This is a genomic window from uncultured Streptococcus sp., from assembly GCF_963518475.1.
Taxonomy (GTDB): domain Bacteria; phylum Bacillota; class Bacilli; order Lactobacillales; family Streptococcaceae; genus Streptococcus.
The window spans coordinates 68,642-92,421 of record NZ_CAUQJA010000008.1; the positions used below are offsets into that span (position 1 = coordinate 68,642).

Consider the following 23,780-nt stretch of genomic DNA (forward strand, 5'->3'; position numbering starts at 1 on the left):
TTTAATTTTTAAAATCCACCTTGCCATGTTGGTGCGACTGTTTCGGCGTGTCCTTGTTGAGCAGCGCTTGCAAATTCTACCGGCTTCACGCTATACCCGTCTTCAATCAGAATGCTACATTCATCTCCTGTTGATACTCGTGTCGCTATTGCTTGCAAGCCTTCTTGTTCAAGCCACGCGCCAAATTCTTGCAAAGTCAGCTGATCCATTTGTTCCAGCTTGTCAATGAGTACGAATCCACACTCTGGCTTGAGTTTGCGCACGATTGCAGTCGCAACTTGTAGCTGTTGACTGCCAGACATATTATCCCAGCGCTGGCCAAGATAGAGCAGTTCGCCATCATCCACGGATAAGCCCGGCAACGGTAAATCTGCGTTTGTAAGCAAGTCTGTCTTCTGCTTGCGGATGTCAGCAATCACATTATCAAGTTCCTTGTATTGCTCGCGATAACCCTTGGCGTCTTCTTCTGCTTTATCCTTGTCCAGATTAGCACGCACTTTACGATTGATTTCGTCAATCTCTGCGATGTTGTTTTCAATCTCCTCAGTTGATTCATCGAGAAGGTCCATAGCATCAGTATTCGCGATAGCCAAGTCTTGAGCTAACTGACTTTCTTTTTCTTTGGCATCGGCCAGCAATTGCTCCAATCGTTCAACCTCTGCAGCTGCTGAGTCGTGTTGATTTTTGATAGATACTAAGTTCTGACGTTTGCGGGCGTTCTCGCCGTTCGTAGCAAGGATATTCTGTTGTTGCTGGATAAGCTCAGCGATAGAGACTAGCTCTTTCGGTGCATCTGGGTAGTAAGGTTGTTCTTTTGCGAACTTCTCCTTTTGGTCAGCAATCACACCGATTGCGTGACGCTCGTCATACTTGGCCTTTTCTTGCATTTCCAGTTCAGCCAACTGCGGGCCAACTCCAATAATCTGCAACAGAGTTTTAGCCTTCTCTTTGCTGGTCTGCTCCATGAATTTTGGTAAGTTGATAGCCAGTTCTTCCACGAAGCTATCCAGCAAGTTTTGACCAGCCTTATTGCCGCTTGGGTCAATAACCTTGAGAGTGCTATTTTTCCCGCTACGCTCTACAATCAAGCCATTTGATAGCGTGATTTTTAAGCTAGGCGGAATTGTACTACCTTCTCGGTGTGCTTGACTAGGCTTGTACTTGTTACCACCCAACGCCCAAGCAATCGCGTCCAGCACGCTTGTTTTTCCCTGATTATTATTTCCACCGACAATGGTTAAACCAGTCGCTGATGGCTCTAATTTGACCGCTTTAACACGCTTGACGTTTTCGATTTCTAGTTTATTGATTGTCACCATCTTCTACTCCTTAACTAGCCCTACAGGCGGTTGCACGTCGTACGTAAATTGCTTATCTGAATTTCTCATATTCATCCGCGCGACATTGTTTGCCATCAGCTGGCGCTCTTTTTGTTTCATTTCAGCGTGGTCATCTAGTTTATTTACTAGAGACCAGAGCGCGATTCCGAAGATTGTCACAAAATAAAGATATTCCATCATTTTACGTTCTCCTTTTCTTTGTAGATTGCTACGATTTTTTCAAGATCAGCTATATGCTGATTTGCTTGTTGGTATTTTTCTTGAAGGTCAATCAATACTCTGTTTAAATCCAAAGCTACGATTCTCCAGTCAGTGTTGATTTCTTTGGATAACCAGTTTTTTAATCTTACTAATAGATTCATTCTTCCCTCACTTTGCTAACTGACTTTGAAAACGTAGTACGTCGTTCATGTCATATAAATATTTACCGCCTTTAGCATTTTGCTGATAGCGGAATTTCCCTGCATCTCTGAAATCTTCAATTTTCTTACGACCCCAACCGGTCTTCTCTTGGACGTCTTTAATTGAAGCCCAGTTCGTGCCTCTTGCCACTCGTAATTTAGCTTCGGTCATAGCTTTCACATTTAACTGGACAAGTTCTTCTAGCAGTTCATTTTTGAAATCTTCCCCAAACAATTCCAAAGCCATTGGCAATTTCCTCCCTTTCGTGATATAATTAAGTTAGTTATTTTAGTAAGCGCCTGACTTGTTCAGGTGCTTTTTTTTGAATTAAGCCACATCTTTTTGCTCAATCAGTGGTAAAATTCCTTTTTTATTTTTAAGCAGATCATAAAGAAACAATCGTCCCTTTTGAGTCCAGTAAGTATGCATCTTGCTATAGTCTGCATCAATTGTGTGAGTTTTTGATTGAGTATAACCTTTACCTGCGTACTTCTGATACAAAAGCCATGTACTACCTTGCTTGTATTGTACTTTAAGTTCATGCAAGATTTTATTCAGCTTCGTAGCGCTCATCCCGTAATCTTTAGCGATTACTGAAATCGGTACTAGTGATTTATTTTGCAAGACTAAGTCGTAATATGTTGCTTTCGGTTGTAGCTCTTGGATAATTTGATTCTTTTGAGCTACTTCTTCCTGCGCTTGTAAACGCAATTGTCGTTCTTCTTTTAGCTTCTGAAGTGCTGCGATTGCCATATCTGGATTCTCCAGCAAATCATCAATAGCGTACAAGCCATGCTTACGAATAGATTTCAAGATTTCTTTTACTTTTTTCTTGAACTCTTTTGCCAATGGTTTTCGAGATTGCATAAGAACTTCATAAAGTCCGTTCTCTGTTAAGAACCATACTTCTCTATTTTGACCTGAACGGAACAATGTTCCGACCAGCTTTTCGTCTTCATCGATTTTATCTAGCATTTTATTCACACTAGATACATCGTACTCAATCCATTCGGCTACATCCTTTGCGACAAACAGCGGTTCATCTGCTGTACCGTAAACTGTGAAGTGTTTTCCGAGAACTTCCTGCTCGTTAATGATAGTTAATTCCATATTATTCCTCCAGTGTTTCTTCTAAATAACCACTTTCCAATTCAACGATTTGGTCAATGATTTTGTGATAGGTTGACTCAGAGACTAGAATCGAAACTTTCTTTTGATGATTTACAAAAGTGTTCTGCTCTTTTTCTAACTTCTCTAGTCGATTTTCAATCGCAAGCAAGCGATTTTCAAAAGCTACCTCAAATGGTTGCTTATTTCGTACTACTTCCTCCATGGTTATCTCCTTACTCCTAAGACGGTAGTTTCAGAAAATCCGAAACGTTGTCTAAAAAAATATCGTCTACTGAAACATCTAGTGCGCTAGCTAGTTTTTTTATATTCTCATAACTAGCTCTACGCAATTTTTTGACATCATTTTCATAACTCATTATAGTGCGCGATGTTATGCCAGTTTCCTTCGCCAATTCCTCTTGAGTCATCCCACGAAAACGTCGCAAAGTTTTTAAGGTGTTCGCCATCTATTGCTCCTTTCTTGATTATGTCTTAATTATACACTTCGGTTTTTCCGAAGTCAAGCATTTTACTTCATTTTTTTCGAAATTTTTTTCTCTTTTTGTTTGTAACGTTTCGGATAAAGTGATATTATATAGTAAAAGAAAAATACGAAAGGTATTTCACGTCATGGAGAACCAAAATAATTATTTTGCTTCTAATCTTAAATTTCTACGTCAAAAATACCAAATGGAACAAATTGACTTAGCTAATAGATTGGGAAGAAAAAGTTCCTCTTCAGTAAGCGAATGGGAGAGAGGAAAGTATACTCCCAAAGCGGGCGTTTTAAATGATATTTCTAGAATATTCAATGTTTCGTTATCGGAATTGATGACCAAAGACTTATCTGACACTTCCTCCCCCCCAACCGAGACACCACAATTCAGAGCAATCCAACGTAAAGCTAAAATCCTAAGCGTTACAGATCAAGAGCGTTTATTGCAAATAATGGACTTAACTTTCCAAGATATTTTGAATGGAGGTGGCGACGACGACCACGACTTCTAGAAATATCGATTACAAGAAATTAAAAAGCATAGCATATAGTTTTCTCAATCAATACACAAATGGTAGATTACCAATCGACCTACTTCATATTATTTCACAGCTTGACAATCTTCATCTTATGAAATACAGCACTCTTGCAAAAGAAAACAATATGGATATTAACGAAGTTTATCAACTTTTAAACAGTGAAGATGGTGCTTTGTGGTATAAATCTGATACTCAAACATATATCTTGCTTTATAATGATACTATTGATAATAAGGAACGTATTCGCTTCACAATCGCTCACGAATTAGGTCATTATGTATTAAAACACAACGAAACGACAGACAAGACTATCTTATCACGGTATAGCTTATCCGAAAATGAGTATAAGACTTTTGAAACGGAAGCAAATTTTTTTGCAAAACATTTACTAGTTCCTTTTCCAGTTTTAGGTAACTACGCAATGTTTTTTCATTATATGGATGATAAGTTTATTCAATCTGTATTTCAAGTTTCTTTTTCTGTAGCTAGTTATGTCCTCAAAAATATGAGATCTATGCAATCTTTTGGACTTATAAAAGACGGTCACGAGGTTGAAAAAAAATTCGCTACGTATATAGCTACTAGTCAAAATACTAGGATTTGTAGAACTTGTTTTAGTAAAATTGATAGAAATTTAAAATACTGTCATATCTGCTCTACCCATCAACAAAAGGGAACAACAACTTTAGAAGCTTATTTAGAAAATCGAGAGAAAGAAAAATTACGTATGAGATACCCAAAATATGATTTAGACTTGGATGGATATCCAATTATCTGTCCTAGGTGCGAAAACGAAGAGTTGGATGGCAACAACTATTGTAATGTTTGTGGCATATACACAAGAAATATTTGCATAGGCGATTATGAAAGTAACTTTGACTCCCGTGGATATGCAATTCCAATTGTTCACTTCCTAGGAAATGGTTGCAAAAAAGCGTTAGTTGGAAATTCTCGTTACTGTCCCGATTGTGGAGGGAAGTCGAGCTACTTTTTCCAAGGATTACTTAAAAATTGGGATTTAGAAAAAGACATTGACGAAGAACTACCATTTTGATTCTTTTTGTTACATAAAAAAAAGCCCCACACTCGCAAAGTTTGGCGACTCTGAATCTACGGGGGCAAAGAAGAGTATTTATCATTAGTAAATTAAAAATATGTGCAACAACTGATTCACATTAAAAGCTGGGAGAGGTTTCATTATGAATGAAGAACGCAAAGTTTTAGGTATTTTGGCTATTATTTTCGGAGCAATCGCTCTATTTGGGTCTTGGATGCCTATCATTAACAACCTATCATTTGTTATTGCTATTTTAGCGCTTATATTAGGTTTGATAGGTCTAGCTATCAACAGAAAAAGACCAAAAATGTTGGCTATCATTGGTACAGTCTTAGCAGTTGTGTCAATGGTTATTGTTATCGCTACGCAATTGATGTATGCTCGTGCTTTGAATAATGCTGCCAAGAATGTGGAAGAAACTGTAAGTTCAGTAAGTTCTTCATTCGAAGCATCACAAAAAGAAGAGGATGCTAAGTTTAACTGGACAAAAGAACAGTTTGACGCTCTTCAAATGGGTGATATCATGAACTATGGTGCTGGCGGAACTAACTACGACGATATTGTTAGCGTTCATGGAGAGCCAAACAATATAAACACTACTACTGTCAATGATCATGAAAGTAGAACGATTTCATATTCTTCAGCAGGAACAAAAATCCGAAGTGTTACTTTAACATTCAGCAAACAAGCAGATGGTGCTTACTTATTAACTGCAAAAGTTGGCATCGGCTTGGAATAAGTTTGAGTTTATGATATAATTAAGTTACTTAGAGGCGAGCCCTCATATTTTTAAACTTTGCACCATAGCGTGCCAGGGGAAGTAACTTAACCGTTGCTTCCCTTTTTAAAAACAAAAATCCCCACACTCAAATTTTGGTCGAGGAGAGCGTGAGGATATCCAGTATAAGAAACAACCATTCAAAAGGTCGTTTTCTTATACCCATTTTATCAAGAAATGAGGTAAAAATCAATGGAAATAAAGTCTTATAAAAAGAAAAACGGAGAGACGGCTTATGGTTTCATAGTCTACGTTGGAAAAGAAAATGGAAAAAGTAAGTACGCTCGAAAAAAAGGGTTTGCTACAAAAGCAAAAGCAAGGGCAGCACTACTCCAACTTCAAGAAGATATAGAGAATGGAGAACAGAGCAGGAAAGAAATCACGGTTGAAGAGATTGCTAAAAAATGGCTTAAAGATTATTCTGAAACAGTACAAGAAAGTACCTACATCAAGACTTCTAGGAATTTCAAGAATCACATCTATCCAGTTTTAGGCAATAGGAAAATAGCTAGTATCACTCCTCTTCAAATGCAAGAGCAGGCCAATGAATGGTCTAGAAAATTAGTCTATGGTCGTAAGTTAAAAGGGTTGATGAATAATGTTTTTAAATACGCAATCAGGCATGGATATATTGATACAAATCCAGTTGATAGTGTAATTACATCAACAAGAAAGAAATCAGATGGAAAAAGCGACTTTTACAACAAAGATGAACTTCAAAAGTTCTTGAAACTTGTCTCTAAAACAAAGGATCTAGAGAAGATAACTCTATTTCGTCTTCTAGCCTTCACAGGAGCAAGAAAAGGGGAGATTTTGGCCCTCGAATGGAGTGACTGGACGGATAATACTCTGGACATAAACAAGGCTATTACAAGAGGTTTTGCAGGCGAAGAGATAGGCAACACCAAAACGGTCAGCAGTAAGCGACTGATTAGCCTGGACAAGAAAACAAAAAGCATTTTGAAAAAATGGAAAAAGCAAAATCCAAATACCAAATACATTTTTGAAAATGAATTTAAAAAGCCAATTCCAAGCACCTTGCCCAGAAAGTGGCTTATCAAAATTGTGGAAGGTAGCGACCTGCGTCCGATTAAAATTCACGGCTTTAGACATACACACGCTAGTCTATGCTTTGATGCTGGTATGACCTTGAAACAAGTCCAACATCGCTTAGGACATTCTGACTTGAAAACGACCATGAACGTTTATACCCACATAACCAAGCAAGCGAAGGATGACATCGGAGAACGCTTTGCGAAGTATATAGATTTCTAGGATACGACAAAAATGTTGTATCCTTTGTTGTATCCTTTTTTTACAAAAGAATGCCAAGGAATACCAAAGACAAAAACAAAAAACGTTGATTTAACAACGTTTTACCAAGGAATGCAAAAGAATGCAAAGGAATAATGGAGCCGGTGGGAGTCGAACCCACGTCCAAACACCTGCCAACATATTTGTCTACAACCATAGGTTATGTATTAGTTTAACAGTCCCTCGACACATAACTCAAGCCTAGAAACTGCGAGTCTATCAATCTCTTATCAAGCCGCTAGACAAGACTTGATCGTATCTCGCTAATAATAAGACCTGTCATTGAACACGAGCAATCCAAATCGGGTCACGCCTGCTGGTTTTTAGGCAGCTAGAGCGTAAGAAGTGTTATTTTTTGCAGTTATATTTAACTGAGCGTTTACGTCGCCACACGAGTCGCAAAATATGCCTCATAATGCCTGTCGAATCCGTAACGACCCCAAAAGACAATAAAACCATTATACCTTATCTAACTCAAAAATGCAAAAAGGAAATCAACTAACTACACAAGATAGTCTTTCAAAGCTTTGGTCAAAACCTGATAACCAGTAACACTAAGGTGCAACCCATCAGTTGTATAATCTTTTTTGAGTTGACCTTCTTGGTCTATCAAACTATCAAAAACTGGCGCAAATTCTACCTGCATATAGGCAGAAGCAAGTTCTTTATAGGCTTGATTCCATTTCTGAATTTTTTCATTCGTGCGGATATAGACTGTCTGCTTGTACTCCTCTCCCTCATTGACTGGCAAAATAGAAAGCAATTTCATCTCTGTCAATGGATAATCGCGAGCAATAGTTTGAATAATAGCTTCAAGATTATTGAGAGCCTCATTCACAGGCACATCTTTTCCGATATCATTTGTCCCAATCAAAAGGACAATTTTATCTACTACTCCACCGTAAAGATGCGCATCTAGATTCTCTAGTAACAGCCCTGTCTGATACCCTCGAATGCCTCGATTGACAATCGTCTTCGAAGTCCCAAATAGTTCCTGCAGAGGATAATATTCGACAATGGAATCCCCAATAAAAAGAATGTCTGGTTCTACAACAGAAACCTGATTTAAGTGACGATACTTGGTTTGGATTTTTTCTTGTTCCTTTAGTAACCAATTTTCTAATAACTGTACTGCCACTTCATTCTCCTTTTTCTAACCAGTTTTCCAAGACTTGATAAACTCCGCCTTGGCTGTTGGCTGGCGCTAGAGCCGTCGCCACAGCTTTGGCCTTATCATCAGCATTTTCCATTGCATAGGCAATTCCAGCCATTTCAAGCATTTCAACATCATTTTCACTGTCACCAAAAGCCATGATTTGTTGGGGGTTCAAGTCCCAACGCTTGAGTAATTCTTCCAAGCCCCATGCTTTATGAATCCCAGCTTGAAGGATATCAATGCAACCATAGCCACTCGATACAGCACGAACACGGCCATCAAAGAGTTCATTGATTTCTTCCAAGACCGAACTCAAACGTTCCTCACCAACAACCATACTCATCTTGAGCACACCACCAAAGAGGTCAGAGGTTAATTCGTCCACAAATTGCATCCGTTGGTAGAATTTTTCAATCATTTCTGGAGTCATAAAACTTTCAAGATCTGTAAAAATCGTACCTTCTTTGACGAAACCACCCTTCATCCCCGTTACAACAAACTGGTCCTGACACGCTCGATCCTTGAAACGAGTCAAAGCCTTATCGACAATGGCATCATCCCAAGTCTGAGCCTGAATCAGTTCATTGTTTTCAAAAATACGAGCACCGTTTGCAACAACCAGAACCACTCGATCGACCAAGTGCTCCAGTAGTTGCCTCATGCGATGAATTTCATTGCCCGTCGCGATGACAAAACGAATACCCCTTTGATCCAACTGATCTAAAATCTTTTCCAAGCGTGGAAGATCAAGCTGGCCTCTAGCATCCAGCAAGGTCCCATCCATATCTGTCGCAATTATTTTAATCGTCATTTACTTCCCTCTGGATTCAAGCTAATCCCACTTCAATCCCACATGTTCGTTCATTTCTTTATAGGCTGTATCAATTCGTTCCTTAGTCGCTTCATCTAACTGGTCACGATGACTACCACCCTCGATAAAATCTTCTAAGATATAGGTTTGGTAAAGGAAGAGTGGATAACCTTCTGGAGAATAGGTTCCTTTTGGTGTACGATTTACCCAAGAAGGATGTGCTTTGGCAGTTTCTATTGTCGTCTTACCTGCTTTTTTCTTAATAGTCACATCCATGAGCACGCCACGCTCTGTCCACTTAGCATTCTCTTCATCTTGCATGGTTTCAATTCGTTGATTGGAAATGAAGTTCCCCATTGAATAGATAATGAGTTTCTTGTCCCCATCTTTTTCAACCGTTTCAGATGGTTCAACTACGTGAGGGTGCCCTCCAAAGATAATATCCGCTCCCCAATCGATCATCTTGTGGTAAAGAGCCTTTTGTTCTTCAGTTGGTTCCAAGCGATACTCCACACCCATCTGAGGCATGATAATGGTAATATCTGCTTCCTTCTCTGCTCGTTCAATTTCAGCCTTCATCTTGTCTTCATTTAGGTCTGAAAGATAGCGGTTATAGTCTTCTTGAGAAATACTTTGCTCAATTCCATTAAAACCATAAGAATAGGCCAAAAGTGCAATCTTGATACCATTCACTTCCTTGATAACCAGTGGAGCTTGATCACGGGACTCATGCGTATACACTCCAATAGGTGTCATTCCTGCCTTTTCAATAGCATCTGCTGTTGAAACCACACCTTCTATTTGTGAATCTAGGATATGGTTATGCGCCAAGTCTAGCACTTGATAACCGGCATCCTTGATGGCATCCATAACTTCACCAGGTGCATTAAAGAGAGGATAACCTGCCAAATAGTGGTCCTTGTTCACAGTACCTTCAAAATCACCTATAATTAAATCTGCTTGTTTGAGCCATGGTTTCACATAATCAAAATTTTCATGAAAATCATAGGTTCCATCTTCTTTTAAAGCAGAACGATAGATGGGAATATGATAGAGGAGGTCCCCGTTAGCCATAATTCTAGCAGTTTTTTCCTCTTCCTGATCTTTAGCATTTTGATTCGTCTTATTTGCTTCTTGAGAAATGGCATCCTTTTTTTGACTGGTTAAGGGGATTCCTTGGAAACTTTCAAACAACAAGACCAAGCCCATTGATAAAGCAACTGCTAGCAAAAGTATGGCCACAAATCCCTTATTACTCCACTTGCGATAACTCCTAAAAAAGTTTACAAACCCCCTCATAAAACGAAAAACTGGTCCACGTTTATGTCTATCTTGTCTTCTTTGCATCTTCATTCTCCCTACTTTCTAATGCAAGCCTTTTCTTTTTATTATATCACAGATAAGTAATTCTTTCACAATTGAATCGAACCTAGTAGGCATTTTCTATAAAAGCTCGATGCCGTAATGCTTTCAATCCTTGTCATTTTGTGATATCATGTAGAGGTAATGAAAGGAGAGAAAATGTCTGCTATAGAACGTATTACAAAAGCTGCTCACTTAATTGATATGAACGATATTATCCGCGAGGGGAATCCGACTCTTCGCGCAGTTGCTGAGGAAGTTACTTTCCCCCTATCTGATCAGGAAATCATCCTAGGTGAAAAGATGATGCAATTCCTCAAACATTCCCAAGATCCTGTCATGGCTGAAAAAATGGGGTTACGCGGTGGGGTTGGACTTGCTGCTCCTCAGTTGGATATCTCAAAACGCATTATCGCTGTTTTGGTACCTAATATTGTCGAAGAAGGCGAAACTCCAGAGGAAGCTTACGACTTGCAAGCTATTATGTACAATCCAAAAATCGTCTCTCACTCGGTTCAAGACGCTGCTCTTGGCGAAGGAGAAGGGTGCCTTTCTGTTGACCGCAACGTACCTGGCTATGTTGTTCGCCATGCCCGCGTTACTGTTGACTACTTTGACAAGGATGGAGAAAAACACCGTATCAAACTCAAAGGCTACAACTCCATCGTTGTTCAGCATGAAATTGACCACATCAACGGCATCATGTTTTACGATCGCATCAATGAAAAAGACCCATTTGAAGTTAAAGATGGTTTACTAATTCTAGAATAAAGAAAATCCCGTTGCAAGACGGGGTTTTGTGTTATAATAGAGGCATGAAAACAAATGATATTGTCTATGGCGTCCACGCCGTTACCGAAGCCCTCCTTGCAAACACTGGCAACAAACTCTACCTCCAAGAAGATCTCCGAGGTAAGAATGTTGAGAAAGTCAAGGAACTGGCTACAGAAAAGAAGGTGTCCATTTCTTGGACTTCAAAAAAATCCCTCTCTGAGATGACTGAAGGTGCTGTTCACCAAGGTTTTGTTCTACGAGTATCTGAATTTGCCTATAGCGAGCTAGATCACATTCTTACCAAAACGCGTCAAGAAGAAAATCCTTTGCTATTGATTCTGGACGGGTTAACTGATCCTCACAACTTAGGCTCCATCTTAAGAACCGCTGATGCGACCAATGTTTCAGGAGTCATCATTCCCAAGCACCGTGCTGTCGGAGTTACTCCTGTCGTTGCCAAGACGGCCACAGGTGCTATTGAGCACGTTCCAATCGCTCGAGTGACCAATCTGAGCCAAACTCTGGACAAACTCAAGGATGAAGGATTCTGGACCTTTGGAACGGATATGAATGGTACTCCTTGCCACAAGTGGAATACAAAAGGGAAAATAGCCCTCATCATCGGAAATGAAGGAAAAGGCATCTCTAGCAACATCAAAAAACAGGTCGATGAAATGATTACCATTCCTATGAATGGCCATGTTCAAAGCCTTAATGCCAGTGTTGCTGCAGCCATTCTCATGTACGAAGTTTTTCGAAATAGACTATAAAAAAAGTTTCCAGTCATCTGATTGGAAACTTTTTTATGATTAACTATGTTCTGTGATAAATTTATAGGCTTCTTGACCAGCGATAGCTCCATCTCCAACTGCTGTTGTCACTTGGCGAAGGTCTTTCAAACGAACATCTCCAACGGCAAAGATACCATCAACAGCAGTTTTCATGTGGTTATCTGTCACAATCCAGCCAGCCTGATCTTGGATATTCAATTCTTTAACAAAATCGCTAAGAGGGTCTAATCCAACATAGATAAAGACACCACCAAAGGCTTGTTCTGTCACTTGACCTGTTTTCACATTTTCAAAAACGACAGATTCTACTCGGTTTTCACCCTTTATTTCCTTCACTACAGAATCCCAGATAAAGCTGATTTTCTCATTCGTAAAGGCTCGGTCTTGTAAAACTTTTTGGGCACGAAGTTGGTCACGACGGTGAACAATGGTAACAGTCTTAGCAAAACGAGTCAAGAAGAGGGCTTCTTCAACAGCTGAATCTCCACCACCGACTACCAACAAATCTTGGTCACGGAAGAAAGCACCATCACACACGGCACAGTAAGAAACACCACGACTGTTCAGTTCTTCTTCTCCAGGTACTCCCAAAGGACGGTGTTTAGAACCAGTTGCTACGATAACGGTACGTGTTTCATATGTTTGGTCATCAGTAATCACTTTCTTAAAATCACCATGGTCTTGGACATTTTCAACATAGCCATAAATGTGCTCAACACCAAGATTTTCAAGCGGTTCAAACATCTTTTCTGCCAATTCTGGCCCACTAATATTAGCGTATCCAGGGTAATTTTCAATATCAGAGGTATTATTCATCTGACCACCTGGCAGACCACCTTCAATCAAGGCTACTTTTAGATTGCTTCGAGCAGCATACAAGGCCGCAGTCATCCCTGCAGGTCCAGCACCGATAATAATAGTATCGTACATATAGTTTCCTTCTTTCTTGTTGTAACTATCTTTATTCTAACTCTTTCTTGTCAATCACGCAAGGATTATGCCTTGAAAACAAGAATTAAACTCATAACCGCAAAGGATAATACTGGAACAACCAAGACCCCAATCATAATCATATCATAGAGATGGGCTTGGCGAGCCTTGGCTGTCTTATCAACTCCCGACATGGCTCTCAGTCCAATCCAAATCCCTAAAAAAATCAGGACGAGGATGGTAGTCAAGATCAAACTCTCGAAATATAAAGAAAATAGTTGCAGTAGCATGATTTCTCTCATTTCTATCTTTTTTAAAGAGTAAACTCAGCTAGTCCAGCTAACTGAGTTTTCCTCTATCTATTATATCAAATATAAGTTCGTTTGTAACTAGCGAAGAATTCTTTTGTCCGCTCTTCTTTAGGATGGTGGATAATCTCATCAGGTGTTCCAGACTCGATGATTTTCCCCTTATCTAAGAAGAGAATCTTATCAGCAACTTGGGCTACAAAGGACATATCGTGACTGACTAAAATCATAGTCTGTCCTGACTTAGCAGCATCTGCAATAGACTTTTCTACTTCACCGACCAATTCTGGGTCAAGGGCTGAAGTTGGTTCGTCTAAGAGCAAGACATCTGGTTTCATAGCGAGCGCACGCGCTAAGGCAACCCGTTGCTTTTGTCCACCTGATAAATGGCGAGGGTAATGGTTTTCACGGTCAGAAAGCCCAACCTTAGCCAACTCTTCCTTGGCAATCTTAGTCGCTTCTTGGTCAGATAATTTCTTGACAACAACCAAGCCTTCTTTCACATTATCAAGTGCTGTACGGCGCTCAAACAAATTAAACTGTTGGAAAACCATAGACAGCTTACGGCGTAGGGCAAGGATTTCTTCTTGAGTAATCTTAGAAAAATCAACTGAGAAATCATCAATCTGAATAGAGCCACTGTCAGGTGTTTCAAGATAATTGAGACTGCGAAGGAAAGTTGATTTTCCAGCTCCTGAAGAACCAATCAAGGCTACAACTTCCCCTTTTTGAATATCCAAGTCCAGATGATCCAAGACAGTCTGTCCTGAAAAGGATTTGCTTAAATTCGAAATCTTAATCATTAACGAAGGTCTCCTTTCACATCTGTTTGCACTGTATCAGGTGCAGAAATAGCCATTTTTCTCTCGATGAAGCGACCGAGACTTTCAATTCCGATATTGACTACCCAATAAACAAGGGCAACGGAGATAAAGCGCTCAAAATAGCGATAATCGGCTCCACCCAAAATCTGAGCTTGGGCGAAGACTTCCACAACACCCGCACTAAAGGCTAGGGAAGTTCCCTTGGTCAAGCCGATGAGGGAGTTAATTAAGGTTGGAGTAGCTACCACCGCTGCATTTGGAATAATCACGCGACGATAAACTTGTGCTCGGGTCATACCCAGACTGCGTGCCGCCTCAATCTCACCAGGGTTAACTGAGAGAATGGCTGCACGAATGGTTTCACTAGCATAAGCTGCCTCATTAAAGGCAAAGGCGACAATCGCAAAAACAGCCGCTGGAATCGCATTGATATTGAAACCAGTTCCCCATTGCTGATTGAGGGCTTTCAAAGCCAAAGGAATTCCGTAGTAGGTTAGCATGAGTTGCACCAAAATCGGTGTCCCCTTTAAGAAACTAACAAAGAAAGCCTGCAAGGGATATAAAATCTTGACACGATTGATTTTCACAATGGCAAAAAGAAGCGCCAAAACCAAGCCAAAAAGGGCACCACCAATGGTCAACATAATCGTTGTTGGAAGTTGTTGGACAATTCTCGGAATTCCATCAAAGACCGAACGCAAGCTAAAAAGCTTGCCATCCGGAATCAATTGCATCAAGTTTTGGTACCAATCTGATGCTAAAATCGTTGTAACATTCATAAAAACATCCTCTCCTGATAATGATTCATTCTACCATACTTCTGCCGTCAATGAAATTATTTGCTACGGTCAGGTACAGACTTTGTCTACCTACTAGTTTATCATACTTTGAAACAGGGAGGTTATATATTTTATCTATCAAAGAGATAAGTAAAAACTATTTCAGTCCCAATTCTTCATAAGGTTTTCGATAACCGATTTGCTTAACAGTTCCATTTTCTACTAAAATCGGTCGTTTTAACAACATACCGTCACTTGCTAGCAACTCAGCTGCTTCTTGGTTGGACAGGCTTCCTACCTTATCTTTCAGCCCCAATTCACGGTATTTGATTCCACTAGTGTTAAAAAATTGCTTCAACTCGAAACCTGAGGTCTCTAGCCAGTTTAAAATGACTTCTTGACTAGGTGTTTCTTCCACGATGTGAACAGCTTTGTAGTCCACACCGAGTTGGTTTAATTCTTGTTTTGCTTTTTTACAAGTTGAACATTTTGGGTATTCGATAAATTCTAACATGCCTTTCACTTTCTATTTTATATCTTTATAATCTGCGCCTTCATGCTCCAATATCCAAGCTTTCTTTTCCACTCCTGCAGCATAACCTGTCAGACGCTTGCCAGCTCCTAGCACACGATGACAAGGTACTAGGATAGACCAAGGATTGCGCCCCACTGCTCCACCAATTGCTTGAGCAGAATCCACTTGCAGATCTTTTGCTATTTGTCCATAGGTCACTGTCTGACCATAAGGAATTCTCTGTAAATAGGACCAAACTCGCTTTTCAAAATCCGTTCCGATTGGAGCCAAGGGCAAGTTGGATAAATCCTGAGACTTGCCTTTAAAGTAAGCATCTAAGCAAGTAATAACTGGGTCTAAAATGGGATGACTAACAACTGCTTCTATCGTTTCATCTCCTATCCCCCTCTCAAAATGCTTCTGCTCCTGCACCCAAATTCCATACAAATGATAGTCATCAGCTACGAGGGAAAGGGAGCCAATTGGCGAAGAGTAGAGTATTTTTGCGTACTTCTTTTGCATTATTTCTTCAATTTTTGATAGGCCAAGCGTTCGCCATCAACTGGAACCTTACCAACCTGTTTAAAACCGAGTTTTTCAAAGATATGCTGCATGGCCTTGTTTGCAACATGCGTATCTGAGCGAAAATCTAGATAGTCAAAACCTTCAATTAAGCCCTCTAGGAAAGTCTGAGCAACCCCCTGTCCCTGGACATCTGCTGCCACAGCAATACGGTGAAAGACTAGGTACTCTGACTCTCCAGCCTGCCATTTTCCTTCATAAATGGCTTCATAGGCTGCCTCTGGACTTTTGGTCACAGCTGCATAAGCTAGTAGTTCTCCCTCCTCCAAGGCTACGTAGGCTTGGCCTGAGATAATATCCTCAATAATAATATCAGCATTTGGATAACCATTTTGCCACTGGTCACTACCAGCATCTGCTAAATATTTTTTAGCATCTTCCATCACCTGCATGATGGCATCTACTTCGTTTGGAAAAGCTAAACGAATCTCCATCTTTTCTCCTCATTTCTGACTAGTTTCTCCCATCATAGCATAATTTAAGTCTTTCTACAAGCAGTTAAAACTTGACTTTCTATTTTTATTATTTTATAATCTAGTTATTAAAACTAGATAAAAAGGAGTTGAAAATGAAAACTACCTTTTCCTACCCCAAATGGGCAGAAATTCCAAACATTGACCTCTATCTGGACCAGGTTTTACTCTATGTCAATCAGGTCTGCGCCCCTATCTCTCCTGATAAAGACAAGGGCCTGACAGCATCCATGGTCAACAATTATGTCAAACATGGTTACCTGACAAAGCCTGACAAGAAAAAATACCAACGCCAACAAATTGCCCGTTTGATTGCTATCACAACCCTCAAATCTGTATTTTCTATTCAAGAAATAGCACATACACTTAATACTCTACAAACTCAAGCAAGTTCAGACCAACTCTACGATGCTTTTGTAAACTACATGAACCTAGGAATTGATCCAGCTAACCCCATTATCCAAACCAGCTGCCAAACCGTTAAACTCTATCATCAAACTCTAGCCTTAATCCATCGTACTCAAGAGGAGGAAATCTAATGAATACAAGCCTAAAGCTCAGCAAACAACTCAGTTTTGGAGAGGAAATTGCTAATAGTGTGACCCATGCTGTGGGTGCAATCATCATGCTCATCTTACTCCCTATTTCATCCACCTATAGTTATGAGACACACGGATTTTTATCCTCTATCGGCGTTTCCATTTTCGTTATCAGTCTCTTTCTCATGTTCCTATCATCCACCATTTATCACTCTATGGCCTATGGTTCGACCCACAAATATGTTTTGAGAATCATTGACCATTCTATGATTTACGTTGCCATTGCTGGCTCATACACGCCCGTCGTCTTGACCTTAATGAATAACTGGTTTGGCTATCTGATTATTGCCATCCAATGGGGAACGACCATCTTTGGTATTCTCTATAAAATATTTGCTAAAAAGGTCAATGAGAAATTCAGCCTTGCTCTTTACCTGATTATGGGCTGGTTGGTTCTGGCTATCATTCCTGCCATTATCAGTCAAACAACGCCAATTTTCTGGAGTCTCATGGTAACTGGCGGACTCTCTTATACAGTTGGGGCTGGATTTTACGCCAAGAAAAAACCTTATTTCCACATGATTTGGCATCTCTTTATCCTAGCAGCATCTGCCCTCCAATACATCGCTATTGTTTATTACATGTAAAAAAGTTGAGAAATTCAATCTCAACTTTTTTCTTTACACATATTGATAAAGTACTGGTGCAAGCGCACATCATCAGTCAATTCTGGATGAAAAGAAGTTACCAGCATATTTTTTTCTTGGGCTGCAACGATTTGATCTTCAACTGTTGCTAGAATTTCTACATCTTCTCCAACACTGCTGATAATTGGACCACGGATAAAGGTCATTGGAATCTGACCGACTCCCTTACATTCTGCTTCCGTGTAGAAACTTCCTAATTGGCGCCCATAGGCATTGCGCTCGACCATCATATCCATAGTTCCAAGATGACACTCTTCCTGAGAAGAAATTTCTTTAGCTAAGAGAATCAAGCCTGCGCAAGTACCAAAAACGGGAAGTCCAGAAAGTATGGTTTCTCGAATGGGAATCAGCATGTCCTGCTCACGTAAGAGCTTGCCCATGGTTGTAGATTCCCCACCAGGTAATATCAAACCCGACAAGTCACTCTGATGTTGCTGAAAATCATCTAGATTTCTGATTTCAACACTCTCGATACCTAATTGATCTAGCACTTTTGCATGTTCTGCAAAGGCACCTTGCAAGGCCAATATTCCGATTTTCATCTATTTTCCTCGCTCTGCCATGAGAATTTGGATTTCATTTTCATTGATACCAACCATGGCTTCTCCTAAATCTTCAGAGATTTGAGCTAGGATTTGAGGATTTCGGAAATTAGTCACCGCTTTGACAATAGCACTCGCTCGTTTAACAGGATCTCCTGACTTGAAAATACCTGAACCGACAAATACACCTTCTGCCCCTAATTGCATCATTAACGCCGCATCTGCTGGCGTTGCAACGCCTCCAGCCGCAAAGTTTACAACTGGTAATTTCCCATATTCATGAACGTATTGAACCAATTCTACAGGGACTTGCAAGTCCTTAGCAGCAACATAAAGTTCGTCCTCACGTAGGTTTTGAATGCGGCGAATTTCCTGATTCATCATACGCATATGACGAACAGCTTGGACGATATCCCCCGTACCCGGTTCTCCTTTTGTACGAATCATAGAAGCACCTTCAGCGATACGACGCAAGGCTTCACCCAAGTCCTTAGCCCCACATACAAAAGGAACTTGGAATTCTTTCTTGTCCACATGGAAACGGTCGTCAGCTGGAGATAGAACTTCACTCTCATCGATATAGTCAATTTCAATAGCCTCTAAAATCTGAGCCTCAACAAAATGCCCGATTCTGACCTTGGCCATTACTGGAATACTAACCGCTTCTTGGATTTCCTTAATCATCTTTGGGTCACTCATGCGGGAAACCCCACCAGCTGCACGAATATCAGCCGGAATCCGCTCCAAGGCCATAACAGCTGCTGCACCAGCAGCTTCTGCGATACGGGCTTGTTCAGGATTTTGAACATCCATGATAACGCCACCTTTAAGCATTTGTGCTAAGTTTTTATTTAATTCATAACGATTTTCAGTCATTTCTTTATCCCCATCATTTGTATTGGTAGCTACCATTTAATTTTAAGTCAGATTAGAATGAATCACAAGATAAAAAAACGATAATTGCATGGGTACAGATTGACTAAAAAACTATCTGACCTTAACTTAAGGCCAGATAGTTCATTCATTTTTATTTTTCAGCTGTAAGGGCAGCCATTGTAATGTAGTTGTATGGTTTATTAAAGTGTGGCAAGAAGAATAGGTCAGTCAAAGCCAATTTTTCAATTGTTACATGCTCTTGAATAGCAAGTGAGAACATGTGAATTCCCATACTAATCGCAGGGTCATGTGAAACCATTTGTGCACCAAGAATTTCACGACTATCTTTGTCAAAGACAATCTTGATGGCTACTTCATGGTTATCATGTTTCATGAATTCTGGTTTTTGAAGATCGTTAAATCCTGTTTCAGTTGCGTTGTAACCAGCAGCTTTAGCTTTTTCAAGAGTCAAACCAGTTGAAACCATGTGAAGACCGTAGATTGAGATACCGTTTGAACCTTGAACACCGATTCCTTCCAATTCATGTCCACAAGCATTGTAAGCACCAACAATACCAGTACGAACTGCGTTTGAAGCAAGTGCGATGTAGCTTGTATCTTTACGAGCGTTGTCATAAACAGTCGCACAGTCTCCAACAGCAAATACACCAGGAAGTGAAGTTTCTTGTTTCTTGTTTACAAGGAAAGCACCGTTACGGAAGAGTTCAATCTTACCATCAGCAAGAGCAGTATTTGGACGGAAACCAACTGCAAGGATAACCATATCCACATCGAAAGTTTCTTTATCAGTAATCAAGCGTTCAACTTTACCGTCACCCTCGATTGCTTTAACAGTTTGACCAAGAGCCAAGCGAATGTTGTGGTCTTCCAAGTTCTTCGCCATCATTTGTGTGAAGTCTTTGTCATAGTAACCGTTCAAAACAGTATCAACGATATCAACAAGGACAACTTCTTTTCCAAGACGCTCAAAGGCTTCAGCAAGTTCAACACCGATGTAACCACCACCAACAACGGCAATACGGTCGAGGTGTTGGCTCTTGTCAGCAAGTTTATTGATAACTTCTTCAGCATTTTGGTACAATTTCACGAATTGTACGTTTTCAAGAGTTGCTTTAAATTCGCGGTTTCCTTTAACAATTTCAACACCTTCGATTGGTGGCAAGATTGGTGTAGAACCCGTAGCAAAAATCAATTTCTCGTATGATTCTTTGTGTTCTTTTCCTTCAACTTCAGCTGTAACTACTTTGTTATCATAGTCGATTGAAAGAACTGGTGAATTCATGTAAACCTTAGCACCCTTAGCTTCCAATTTTTCTTTATCAGAATAGAACAAGCCTTCAGCACCGTCAATTTGTTCACCAATCCAAAGGGCCATTCCACATCCTAGGAAAGAGATGTTAGAGTTTTGGTCGAATACAACAATTTCGTTCTCATTACCAAAATTATCCAACATAGTATTAATACATGCTGTACCAGCGTGGTTAGCACCAACTACAACGATTTTACTCATAGAAAAATTCCTACCTTTAATTTAAAATTTACTCTTCTAGTATAACATTTACTGTTAGCGTTTACAAGAGTTTAGCTAATTTTCCCGATTTTTTTGTAAAAAAATGTAAATAATCTGTATTTTATCAGCCTTTCTTACAATTACTCTTTATATTTTCTGAGCATATTTCTTGACAAGTTTACAAATTTTATTTGTGAAAACGCTGACTTTATGGTATGCTAGTATCATGGAAAGAAAATGTAAGGGGTTCATTTTTCATAAATTTACTATGTTTCAACCTTCTTTTCATAAGAGAAAGGAGTTGGTAGCTTGCCTCTAAGTTCACATTCTGAACGCCTAATGGGAACCACTATCACTATTTCATTAGTGGATGAGCGAGCAGATATCTTGCTCCAAAAATCCTTTGATTTACTCAAAGAGCTTGAATACCGCTTCAATGCCAATAGTCAAGAATCGGAGTTGATGAAAATCAATCATCAAGCTGGAATAGCTCCAGTCAAAGTTCATCCTGATTTGTTTGAATTGATTTCACTTGGATTAGAGCATAGCCTAGCGCCCTCTAGTCATCTCAACATCAGCATTGGTCCCTTGATTCAGACCTGGCGCATCGGTTTTTCAGATGCCAAGGTCGCCCAGCCTCAAGAAATTGAATCGGTGCTACCTTTAATCAATCCTCATTATATCGAGTTAGATTCTTCCACTTCCACTGTGTTTTTAAAACAAAAAGGAATGAAGATCGATCTTGGTTGTTTAGCCAAGGGTTATAGTGCGGATAAAGTTGCCCAATTTCTTAGAGAAGAGGGAGTGACATCTGCCTTGATCAATCTGGGAGGGAATATCCTGACTATTGGAAAAAATCAGGCAAGAGGAAATCAGCCTTGGCAAATCGGGATTCAAGACCCAGCCAATCCTCGGGGAAATCACTTAATGACCATCCCCGTTATCAATCAATCTGTCGTGACTTCAGGCATTTATGAACGTCACCTGACAGTCGATGGAAAAGATTACCATCACATTTTTGACAGTCATACAGGATATCCTATTGAAACGGAACTTGCTAGTCTCACAATTATCTCTGATAAATCAGTTGATGGTGAAATATGGACAACTCGTTTATTTGGAGAAAGACCTGCTTCTATCCTCTGGCAAGTCGAAAGTTTAGAGGGCATCGAAGCTATCCTCATCGATAAGGAAGGTCACCTAAGTTGTTCTTCAGGAATTCCTACTCTATAGAAATGGATGTTTCAATGGAGTTTTAAAATCGTATTATGTAAAAAGAGAAAGGAAATCTCATGTTAAAACTTATTGCTATTGTTGGAACAAATTCAAAACGTTCTACAAACCGTCAATTGCTTCAATACATGCAAAAACACTTTGCTGAAAAAGCTGAAATTGAACTTGTTGAAATTAAAGACATTCCTGTCTTCAATAAACCAGCTGACAAGCAAGTACCTGCTGAAATTCTAGAAATAGCTGCTAAAATTGAAGAGGCAGATGGTGTTATTATCGGTACTCCTGAGTATGACCACTCTATCCCAGCTGTTTTGATGAGCGCTCTTGCTTGGTTGTCTTACGGTATTTACCCACTTTTGAACAAACCAATCATGATTACAGGTGCTTCATACGGTACGCTTGGTTCATCACGTGCCCAATTGCAACTTCGCCAAATCTTGAATGCTCCAGAAATTAAAGCAAGTGTCCTTCCAGATGAATTCTTGCTTTCACATTCTCTTCAAGCCTTCAACCCAAGTGGAGACCTAGTAGATCTTGATGTTATAAAAAAACTGGATGCTACTTTTGACGACTTCCGTATCTTTGTAAAAATCACTGAAAAATTGCGCAATGCACAAGAATTACTGCGCAAGGATGCTGAAGACTTTGACTGGGAAAATTTGTAAGATAGGAGACCAAAAAGAATGAAATTTGTTGGACTTGTAGGATCAAACTACGATCAATCATATAACCGTAAACTCTTGGAATTCATCCGTCGTCACTTCAAACTTAAATTTGAATTAGAAGTTCTTGAAATTGACGAAGTTCCAATGTTTAACCAAGACGAAAAATGGGACGAAAGTTTCCAATTACGTTATTTATATAACAAAATTACTCGTGCTGATGGTGTTATCATCGCTACTCCTGAGCACAACCACACAATCTCAGCTTCCCTTAAATCTGTTCTTGAATGGCTTTCATACGAAGTTCATCCATTTGAAAACAAGCCAGTCATGATTGTGGGTGCTTCTTACTACGACCAAGGTACTTCTCGTGCCCAAGTTCACCTTCGTAAGATTCTTGACGCTCCAGGTGTCAATGCCTACACTCTTCCAGGAAATGAATTCCTTCTCGGTAAAGCTAAAGAAGCCTTTGATGTTAATGGAAATATCACAAATGAAGGAACTATTAATTTCCTTGAAACATGTTTAGACAACTTTGTAAAATATGTGGGAGTCGTTTCAAAATTGAAAAAACCAAAACCAATCGCACCAGAAGATTTATATTGTACAAATTCAATTGCAACTACCATTCAAGGTGTTGATCCAGATGATCCTGAATGGGTAGAAAAAGCTGCTGAACTTGTTGGAGCTGTTTCTGGAGATACTTACGTTAAATTAGACCATGGTATCTTGACAGTTAACCAAATTGACATGTTCTTGAAAGCAATGCCATTTGAGTTGACATTTGCAGATGATAATAACCAATTCTTGTACTTTAATAACGCACACCAAGACCCAGATACAATGTTTGGTAAACGTGTACGTGCTCAATCAGGAAATAGATTAGGAACAGTACACGGTACATTGCCAGATTCTAGAATGAAAAACGTTGAATGGGTTGTCGGCGTATTGCGTAACGGGGATCAAGAATATGTCCGTACAATTGTGCCGGGAACACCTGAAGGTGTTATTAATACCCATAATTACCAAGCAATGTACTATCCAGATGGTTCATATGCTGGAATTAATGAGATTATCTTTAATTTCCAACCATGGCTTGACTGGTACCTCAATACAACTGGTCAACGTCTAGTTGGTGGAAATGCTGCAGCTCCTGCTGGCGGACATGGTCACGGCGATGCAGATGCTACATCTGGAGCTTCTGATGCAGGTGATGCTGGAGGTCACGGTGGTGGCGCAGACGCTACATCTGGCGCAAGTAACTAATAATAGTTTTAGGAACCATTTTGGTTCCTTTTTAGGCTCTATAATATTTGTAGTGGGTAAATCCCCTATAGATATTATGGAGCC

General features: G+C 39.8%; 31 protein-coding genes and 1 other RNA gene. 11 read left to right on the forward strand and 21 right to left on the reverse strand.

The window, feature by feature from the left end:
• Window positions 1-8: 8 nt before the first annotated feature.
• From RYK12_RS04795 to RYK12_RS04825, 7 genes are all read right to left on the reverse strand, one after another.
• A complete protein-coding gene (locus tag RYK12_RS04795; protein WP_314847333.1) occupies window positions 9-1,319 on the reverse strand; it encodes an AAA family ATPase in 1,311 nt (436 codons plus the stop codon).
• Between the two features lie 3 nt (window positions 1,320-1,322).
• On the reverse strand, window positions 1,323-1,520 hold the full coding sequence (locus RYK12_RS04800) for a hypothetical protein (RefSeq protein ID WP_049500639.1): 198 nt from the start codon (window positions 1,518-1,520) through the stop codon (window positions 1,323-1,325).
• Entirely contained in the window at window positions 1,517-1,702 is a 186-nt protein-coding gene (locus tag RYK12_RS04805) for a hypothetical protein (protein ID WP_314847335.1), read from the reverse strand. Before RYK12_RS04805 ends, RYK12_RS04800 begins: the two co-directional genes overlap by 4 nt.
• Before the next feature lie 7 nt (window positions 1,703-1,709).
• Complete coding sequence (locus tag RYK12_RS04810; RefSeq protein WP_049542764.1) at window positions 1,710-1,988, reverse strand: helix-turn-helix domain-containing protein; 279 nt, start codon at window positions 1,986-1,988, stop codon at window positions 1,710-1,712.
• A gap of 81 nt (window positions 1,989-2,069) precedes the next feature.
• Entirely contained in the window at window positions 2,070-2,852 is a 783-nt protein-coding gene (locus RYK12_RS04815) for a phage antirepressor KilAC domain-containing protein (RefSeq protein ID WP_049542766.1), read from the reverse strand.
• A gap of 1 nt (window position 2,853) precedes the next feature.
• The gene (locus RYK12_RS04820) at window positions 2,854-3,075 is read right to left on the reverse strand and encodes a hypothetical protein (RefSeq protein WP_049542769.1); all 222 of its coding nucleotides are present in this window, start codon (window positions 3,073-3,075) and stop codon (window positions 2,854-2,856) included.
• 16 nt (window positions 3,076-3,091) lie between these two features.
• A complete protein-coding gene (locus RYK12_RS04825; RefSeq protein WP_049542772.1) occupies window positions 3,092-3,319 on the reverse strand; it encodes a helix-turn-helix transcriptional regulator in 228 nt (75 codons plus the stop codon).
• Between the two features lie 163 nt (window positions 3,320-3,482).
• Here RYK12_RS04825 and RYK12_RS04830 point away from each other — a divergent pair, with 163 nt between their 5' ends.
• The 4 genes from RYK12_RS04830 (at window position 3,483) to RYK12_RS04845 (ending at window position 6,997) form a co-directional block, all read left to right on the forward strand.
• Window positions 3,483-3,860, forward strand: coding sequence for a helix-turn-helix transcriptional regulator (locus tag RYK12_RS04830; RefSeq protein ID WP_314847339.1), 378 nt, complete (start codon window positions 3,483-3,485; stop codon window positions 3,858-3,860).
• Window positions 3,829-4,941, forward strand: coding sequence for an ImmA/IrrE family metallo-endopeptidase (locus RYK12_RS04835; protein ID WP_314847341.1), 1,113 nt, complete (start codon window positions 3,829-3,831; stop codon window positions 4,939-4,941). Before RYK12_RS04830 ends, RYK12_RS04835 begins: the two co-directional genes overlap by 32 nt.
• A gap of 145 nt (window positions 4,942-5,086) precedes the next feature.
• Window positions 5,087-5,683, forward strand: coding sequence for a CD20-like domain-containing protein (locus RYK12_RS04840; protein WP_049542779.1), 597 nt, complete (start codon window positions 5,087-5,089; stop codon window positions 5,681-5,683).
• Window positions 5,684-5,914: 231 nt separating this feature from the next.
• On the forward strand, window positions 5,915-6,997 hold the full coding sequence (locus tag RYK12_RS04845; RefSeq protein WP_314847343.1) for a site-specific integrase: 1,083 nt from the start codon (window positions 5,915-5,917) through the stop codon (window positions 6,995-6,997).
• 132 nt (window positions 6,998-7,129) lie between these two features.
• Here the strand turns inward: RYK12_RS04845 and ssrA are convergent.
• From ssrA to RYK12_RS04865, 4 genes are all read right to left on the reverse strand, one after another.
• Window positions 7,130-7,477, reverse strand: a transfer-messenger RNA (tmRNA) gene (gene ssrA, locus RYK12_RS04850).
• 61 nt (window positions 7,478-7,538) lie between these two features.
• Window positions 7,539-8,174: an SGNH/GDSL hydrolase family protein gene (locus RYK12_RS04855; RefSeq protein WP_049544438.1), complete on the reverse strand. Its 636-nt coding sequence runs from the start codon at window positions 8,172-8,174 to the stop codon at window positions 7,539-7,541.
• A 1-nt stretch (window position 8,175) separates the two neighbouring features.
• Complete coding sequence (locus RYK12_RS04860; RefSeq protein ID WP_049544436.1) at window positions 8,176-9,003, reverse strand: HAD family hydrolase; 828 nt, start codon at window positions 9,001-9,003, stop codon at window positions 8,176-8,178.
• A gap of 21 nt (window positions 9,004-9,024) precedes the next feature.
• Window positions 9,025-10,350 (reverse strand): CapA family protein, encoded by a 1,326-nt coding sequence (locus tag RYK12_RS04865; protein ID WP_314847352.1) that lies wholly within the window; start codon window positions 10,348-10,350, stop codon window positions 9,025-9,027.
• 174 nt (window positions 10,351-10,524) lie between these two features.
• On the opposite strand from RYK12_RS04865, the gene def reads away from it, so the two are divergent.
• A complete protein-coding gene (gene def / locus RYK12_RS04870) occupies window positions 10,525-11,136 on the forward strand; it encodes a peptide deformylase (protein ID WP_060805483.1) in 612 nt (203 codons plus the stop codon).
• 44 nt (window positions 11,137-11,180) lie between these two features.
• Window positions 11,181-11,909 (forward strand): 23S rRNA (guanosine(2251)-2'-O)-methyltransferase RlmB, encoded by a 729-nt coding sequence (gene rlmB / locus RYK12_RS04875; protein ID WP_125458465.1) that lies wholly within the window; start codon window positions 11,181-11,183, stop codon window positions 11,907-11,909.
• 39 nt (window positions 11,910-11,948) lie between these two features.
• On the opposite strand, the gene trxB is transcribed toward rlmB, so the two are convergent.
• From trxB to RYK12_RS04910, 7 genes are all read right to left on the reverse strand, one after another.
• Window positions 11,949-12,860 carry a thioredoxin-disulfide reductase gene (trxB, locus tag RYK12_RS04880; protein WP_314847356.1) on the reverse strand — a complete coding sequence of 304 codons (912 nt, stop codon included), beginning with the start codon at window positions 12,858-12,860 and terminating at the stop codon, window positions 11,949-11,951.
• Between the two features lie 65 nt (window positions 12,861-12,925).
• A complete protein-coding gene (locus RYK12_RS04885; protein ID WP_000926599.1) occupies window positions 12,926-13,150 on the reverse strand; it encodes a DUF4059 family protein in 225 nt (74 codons plus the stop codon).
• A gap of 77 nt (window positions 13,151-13,227) precedes the next feature.
• The gene (locus tag RYK12_RS04890; protein ID WP_000590965.1) at window positions 13,228-13,971 is read right to left on the reverse strand and encodes an amino acid ABC transporter ATP-binding protein; all 744 of its coding nucleotides are present in this window, start codon (window positions 13,969-13,971) and stop codon (window positions 13,228-13,230) included.
• On the reverse strand, window positions 13,971-14,771 hold the full coding sequence (locus RYK12_RS04895; RefSeq protein WP_001103447.1) for an amino acid ABC transporter permease: 801 nt from the start codon (window positions 14,769-14,771) through the stop codon (window positions 13,971-13,973). Before RYK12_RS04895 ends, RYK12_RS04890 begins: the two co-directional genes overlap by 1 nt.
• Before the next feature lie 157 nt (window positions 14,772-14,928).
• Window positions 14,929-15,285, reverse strand: coding sequence for an arsenate reductase family protein (locus RYK12_RS04900; protein WP_000889092.1), 357 nt, complete (start codon window positions 15,283-15,285; stop codon window positions 14,929-14,931).
• 12 nt (window positions 15,286-15,297) lie between these two features.
• The gene (locus RYK12_RS04905) at window positions 15,298-15,807 is read right to left on the reverse strand and encodes a methylated-DNA--[protein]-cysteine S-methyltransferase (RefSeq protein ID WP_314847366.1); all 510 of its coding nucleotides are present in this window, start codon (window positions 15,805-15,807) and stop codon (window positions 15,298-15,300) included.
• Complete coding sequence (locus RYK12_RS04910; RefSeq protein WP_314847369.1) at window positions 15,807-16,301, reverse strand: GNAT family N-acetyltransferase; 495 nt, start codon at window positions 16,299-16,301, stop codon at window positions 15,807-15,809. Before RYK12_RS04910 ends, RYK12_RS04905 begins: the two co-directional genes overlap by 1 nt.
• A 134-nt stretch (window positions 16,302-16,435) precedes the next feature.
• On the opposite strand from RYK12_RS04910, the gene RYK12_RS04915 reads away from it, so the two are divergent.
• Both RYK12_RS04915 and RYK12_RS04920 read left to right on the forward strand, forming a co-directional pair.
• Window positions 16,436-16,879 (forward strand): DUF1836 domain-containing protein, encoded by a 444-nt coding sequence (locus RYK12_RS04915; protein ID WP_153199683.1) that lies wholly within the window; start codon window positions 16,436-16,438, stop codon window positions 16,877-16,879.
• Window positions 16,879-17,526, forward strand: a complete 648-nt coding sequence (locus RYK12_RS04920; RefSeq protein ID WP_314847372.1) for a hemolysin III family protein — start codon at window positions 16,879-16,881, stop codon at window positions 17,524-17,526. Before RYK12_RS04915 ends, RYK12_RS04920 begins: the two co-directional genes overlap by 1 nt.
• Window positions 17,527-17,546: 20 nt before the next feature.
• Here the strand turns inward: RYK12_RS04920 and pdxT are convergent, their stop codons facing one another.
• From pdxT to nox, 3 genes are all read right to left on the reverse strand, one after another.
• On the reverse strand, window positions 17,547-18,128 hold the full coding sequence (gene pdxT / locus RYK12_RS04925; RefSeq protein WP_084924187.1) for a pyridoxal 5'-phosphate synthase glutaminase subunit PdxT: 582 nt from the start codon (window positions 18,126-18,128) through the stop codon (window positions 17,547-17,549).
• A complete protein-coding gene (gene pdxS, locus RYK12_RS04930) occupies window positions 18,129-19,004 on the reverse strand; it encodes a pyridoxal 5'-phosphate synthase lyase subunit PdxS (protein WP_084886814.1) in 876 nt (291 codons plus the stop codon).
• Between the two features lie 151 nt (window positions 19,005-19,155).
• On the reverse strand, window positions 19,156-20,535 hold the full coding sequence (gene nox / locus RYK12_RS04935; protein ID WP_084926629.1) for a H2O-forming NADH oxidase: 1,380 nt from the start codon (window positions 20,533-20,535) through the stop codon (window positions 19,156-19,158).
• A gap of 309 nt (window positions 20,536-20,844) precedes the next feature.
• Here nox and RYK12_RS04940 point away from each other — a divergent pair, with 309 nt between their 5' ends.
• From RYK12_RS04940 to RYK12_RS04950, 3 genes are read left to right on the forward strand one after another with little or no spacing between them, the layout of a single operon-like run.
• On the forward strand, window positions 20,845-21,768 hold the full coding sequence (locus RYK12_RS04940) for an FAD:protein FMN transferase (RefSeq protein WP_314847376.1): 924 nt from the start codon (window positions 20,845-20,847) through the stop codon (window positions 21,766-21,768).
• 59 nt (window positions 21,769-21,827) lie between these two features.
• The gene (locus RYK12_RS04945; protein WP_153196965.1) at window positions 21,828-22,433 is read left to right on the forward strand and encodes an NADPH-dependent FMN reductase; all 606 of its coding nucleotides are present in this window, start codon (window positions 21,828-21,830) and stop codon (window positions 22,431-22,433) included.
• Between the two features lie 18 nt (window positions 22,434-22,451).
• Entirely contained in the window at window positions 22,452-23,696 is a 1,245-nt protein-coding gene (locus RYK12_RS04950) for an NAD(P)H-dependent oxidoreductase (RefSeq protein ID WP_314847383.1), read from the forward strand.
• Window positions 23,697-23,780: the final 84 nt, after the last annotated feature.

Excerpts from the sequence above, each read along its gene's own strand:
- nox (WP_084926629.1), bottom strand. The coding sequence starts at position 20,535 with ATGAGTAAAATCGTTGTAGTTGGTGCTAACCACGCTGGTACAGCATGT.
- RYK12_RS04865 (WP_314847352.1), bottom strand. The coding sequence starts at position 10,350 with ATGCAAAGAAGACAAGATAGACATAAACGTGGACCAGTTTTTCGTTTT.
- pdxT (WP_084924187.1), bottom strand. The coding sequence starts at position 18,128 with ATGAAAATCGGAATATTGGCCTTGCAAGGTGCCTTTGCAGAACATGCA.
- RYK12_RS04910 (WP_314847369.1), bottom strand. The coding sequence starts at position 16,301 with ATGGAGATTCGTTTAGCTTTTCCAAACGAAGTAGATGCCATCATGCAG.
- trxB (WP_314847356.1), bottom strand. The coding sequence starts at position 12,860 with ATGTACGATACTATTATTATCGGTGCTGGACCTGCAGGGATGACTGCG.
- RYK12_RS04840 (WP_049542779.1), top strand. The coding sequence starts at position 5,087 with ATGAATGAAGAACGCAAAGTTTTAGGTATTTTGGCTATTATTTTCGGA.
- RYK12_RS04895 (WP_001103447.1), bottom strand. The coding sequence starts at position 14,771 with ATGAATGTTACAACGATTTTAGCATCAGATTGGTACCAAAACTTGATG.
- RYK12_RS04830 (WP_314847339.1), top strand. The coding sequence starts at position 3,483 with ATGGAGAACCAAAATAATTATTTTGCTTCTAATCTTAAATTTCTACGT.
- RYK12_RS04900 (WP_000889092.1), bottom strand. The coding sequence starts at position 15,285 with ATGTTAGAATTTATCGAATACCCAAAATGTTCAACTTGTAAAAAAGCA.
- RYK12_RS04805 (WP_314847335.1), bottom strand. The coding sequence starts at position 1,702 with ATGAATCTATTAGTAAGATTAAAAAACTGGTTATCCAAAGAAATCAAC.
- RYK12_RS04920 (WP_314847372.1), top strand. The coding sequence starts at position 16,879 with ATGAATACAAGCCTAAAGCTCAGCAAACAACTCAGTTTTGGAGAGGAA.
- RYK12_RS04835 (WP_314847341.1), top strand. The coding sequence starts at position 3,829 with ATGGAGGTGGCGACGACGACCACGACTTCTAGAAATATCGATTACAAG.
- RYK12_RS04945 (WP_153196965.1), top strand. The coding sequence starts at position 21,828 with ATGTTAAAACTTATTGCTATTGTTGGAACAAATTCAAAACGTTCTACA.
- RYK12_RS04845 (WP_314847343.1), top strand. The coding sequence starts at position 5,915 with ATGGAAATAAAGTCTTATAAAAAGAAAAACGGAGAGACGGCTTATGGT.
- def (WP_060805483.1), top strand. The coding sequence starts at position 10,525 with ATGTCTGCTATAGAACGTATTACAAAAGCTGCTCACTTAATTGATATG.
- RYK12_RS04905 (WP_314847366.1), bottom strand. The coding sequence starts at position 15,807 with ATGCAAAAGAAGTACGCAAAAATACTCTACTCTTCGCCAATTGGCTCC.
- RYK12_RS04890 (WP_000590965.1), bottom strand. The coding sequence starts at position 13,971 with ATGATTAAGATTTCGAATTTAAGCAAATCCTTTTCAGGACAGACTGTC.
- RYK12_RS04820 (WP_049542769.1), bottom strand. The coding sequence starts at position 3,075 with ATGGAGGAAGTAGTACGAAATAAGCAACCATTTGAGGTAGCTTTTGAA.
- RYK12_RS04825 (WP_049542772.1), bottom strand. The coding sequence starts at position 3,319 with ATGGCGAACACCTTAAAAACTTTGCGACGTTTTCGTGGGATGACTCAA.
- RYK12_RS04810 (WP_049542764.1), bottom strand. The coding sequence starts at position 1,988 with ATGGCTTTGGAATTGTTTGGGGAAGATTTCAAAAATGAACTGCTAGAA.
- RYK12_RS04915 (WP_153199683.1), top strand. The coding sequence starts at position 16,436 with ATGAAAACTACCTTTTCCTACCCCAAATGGGCAGAAATTCCAAACATT.
- pdxS (WP_084886814.1), bottom strand. The coding sequence starts at position 19,004 with ATGACTGAAAATCGTTATGAATTAAATAAAAACTTAGCACAAATGCTT.
- rlmB (WP_125458465.1), top strand. The coding sequence starts at position 11,181 with ATGAAAACAAATGATATTGTCTATGGCGTCCACGCCGTTACCGAAGCC.
- RYK12_RS04950 (WP_314847383.1), top strand. The coding sequence starts at position 22,452 with ATGAAATTTGTTGGACTTGTAGGATCAAACTACGATCAATCATATAAC.
- RYK12_RS04815 (WP_049542766.1), bottom strand. The coding sequence starts at position 2,852 with ATGGAATTAACTATCATTAACGAGCAGGAAGTTCTCGGAAAACACTTC.
- RYK12_RS04795 (WP_314847333.1), bottom strand. The coding sequence starts at position 1,319 with ATGGTGACAATCAATAAACTAGAAATCGAAAACGTCAAGCGTGTTAAA.
- RYK12_RS04860 (WP_049544436.1), bottom strand. The coding sequence starts at position 9,003 with ATGACGATTAAAATAATTGCGACAGATATGGATGGGACCTTGCTGGAT.
- RYK12_RS04800 (WP_049500639.1), bottom strand. The coding sequence starts at position 1,520 with ATGATGGAATATCTTTATTTTGTGACAATCTTCGGAATCGCGCTCTGG.
- RYK12_RS04885 (WP_000926599.1), bottom strand. The coding sequence starts at position 13,150 with ATGCTACTGCAACTATTTTCTTTATATTTCGAGAGTTTGATCTTGACT.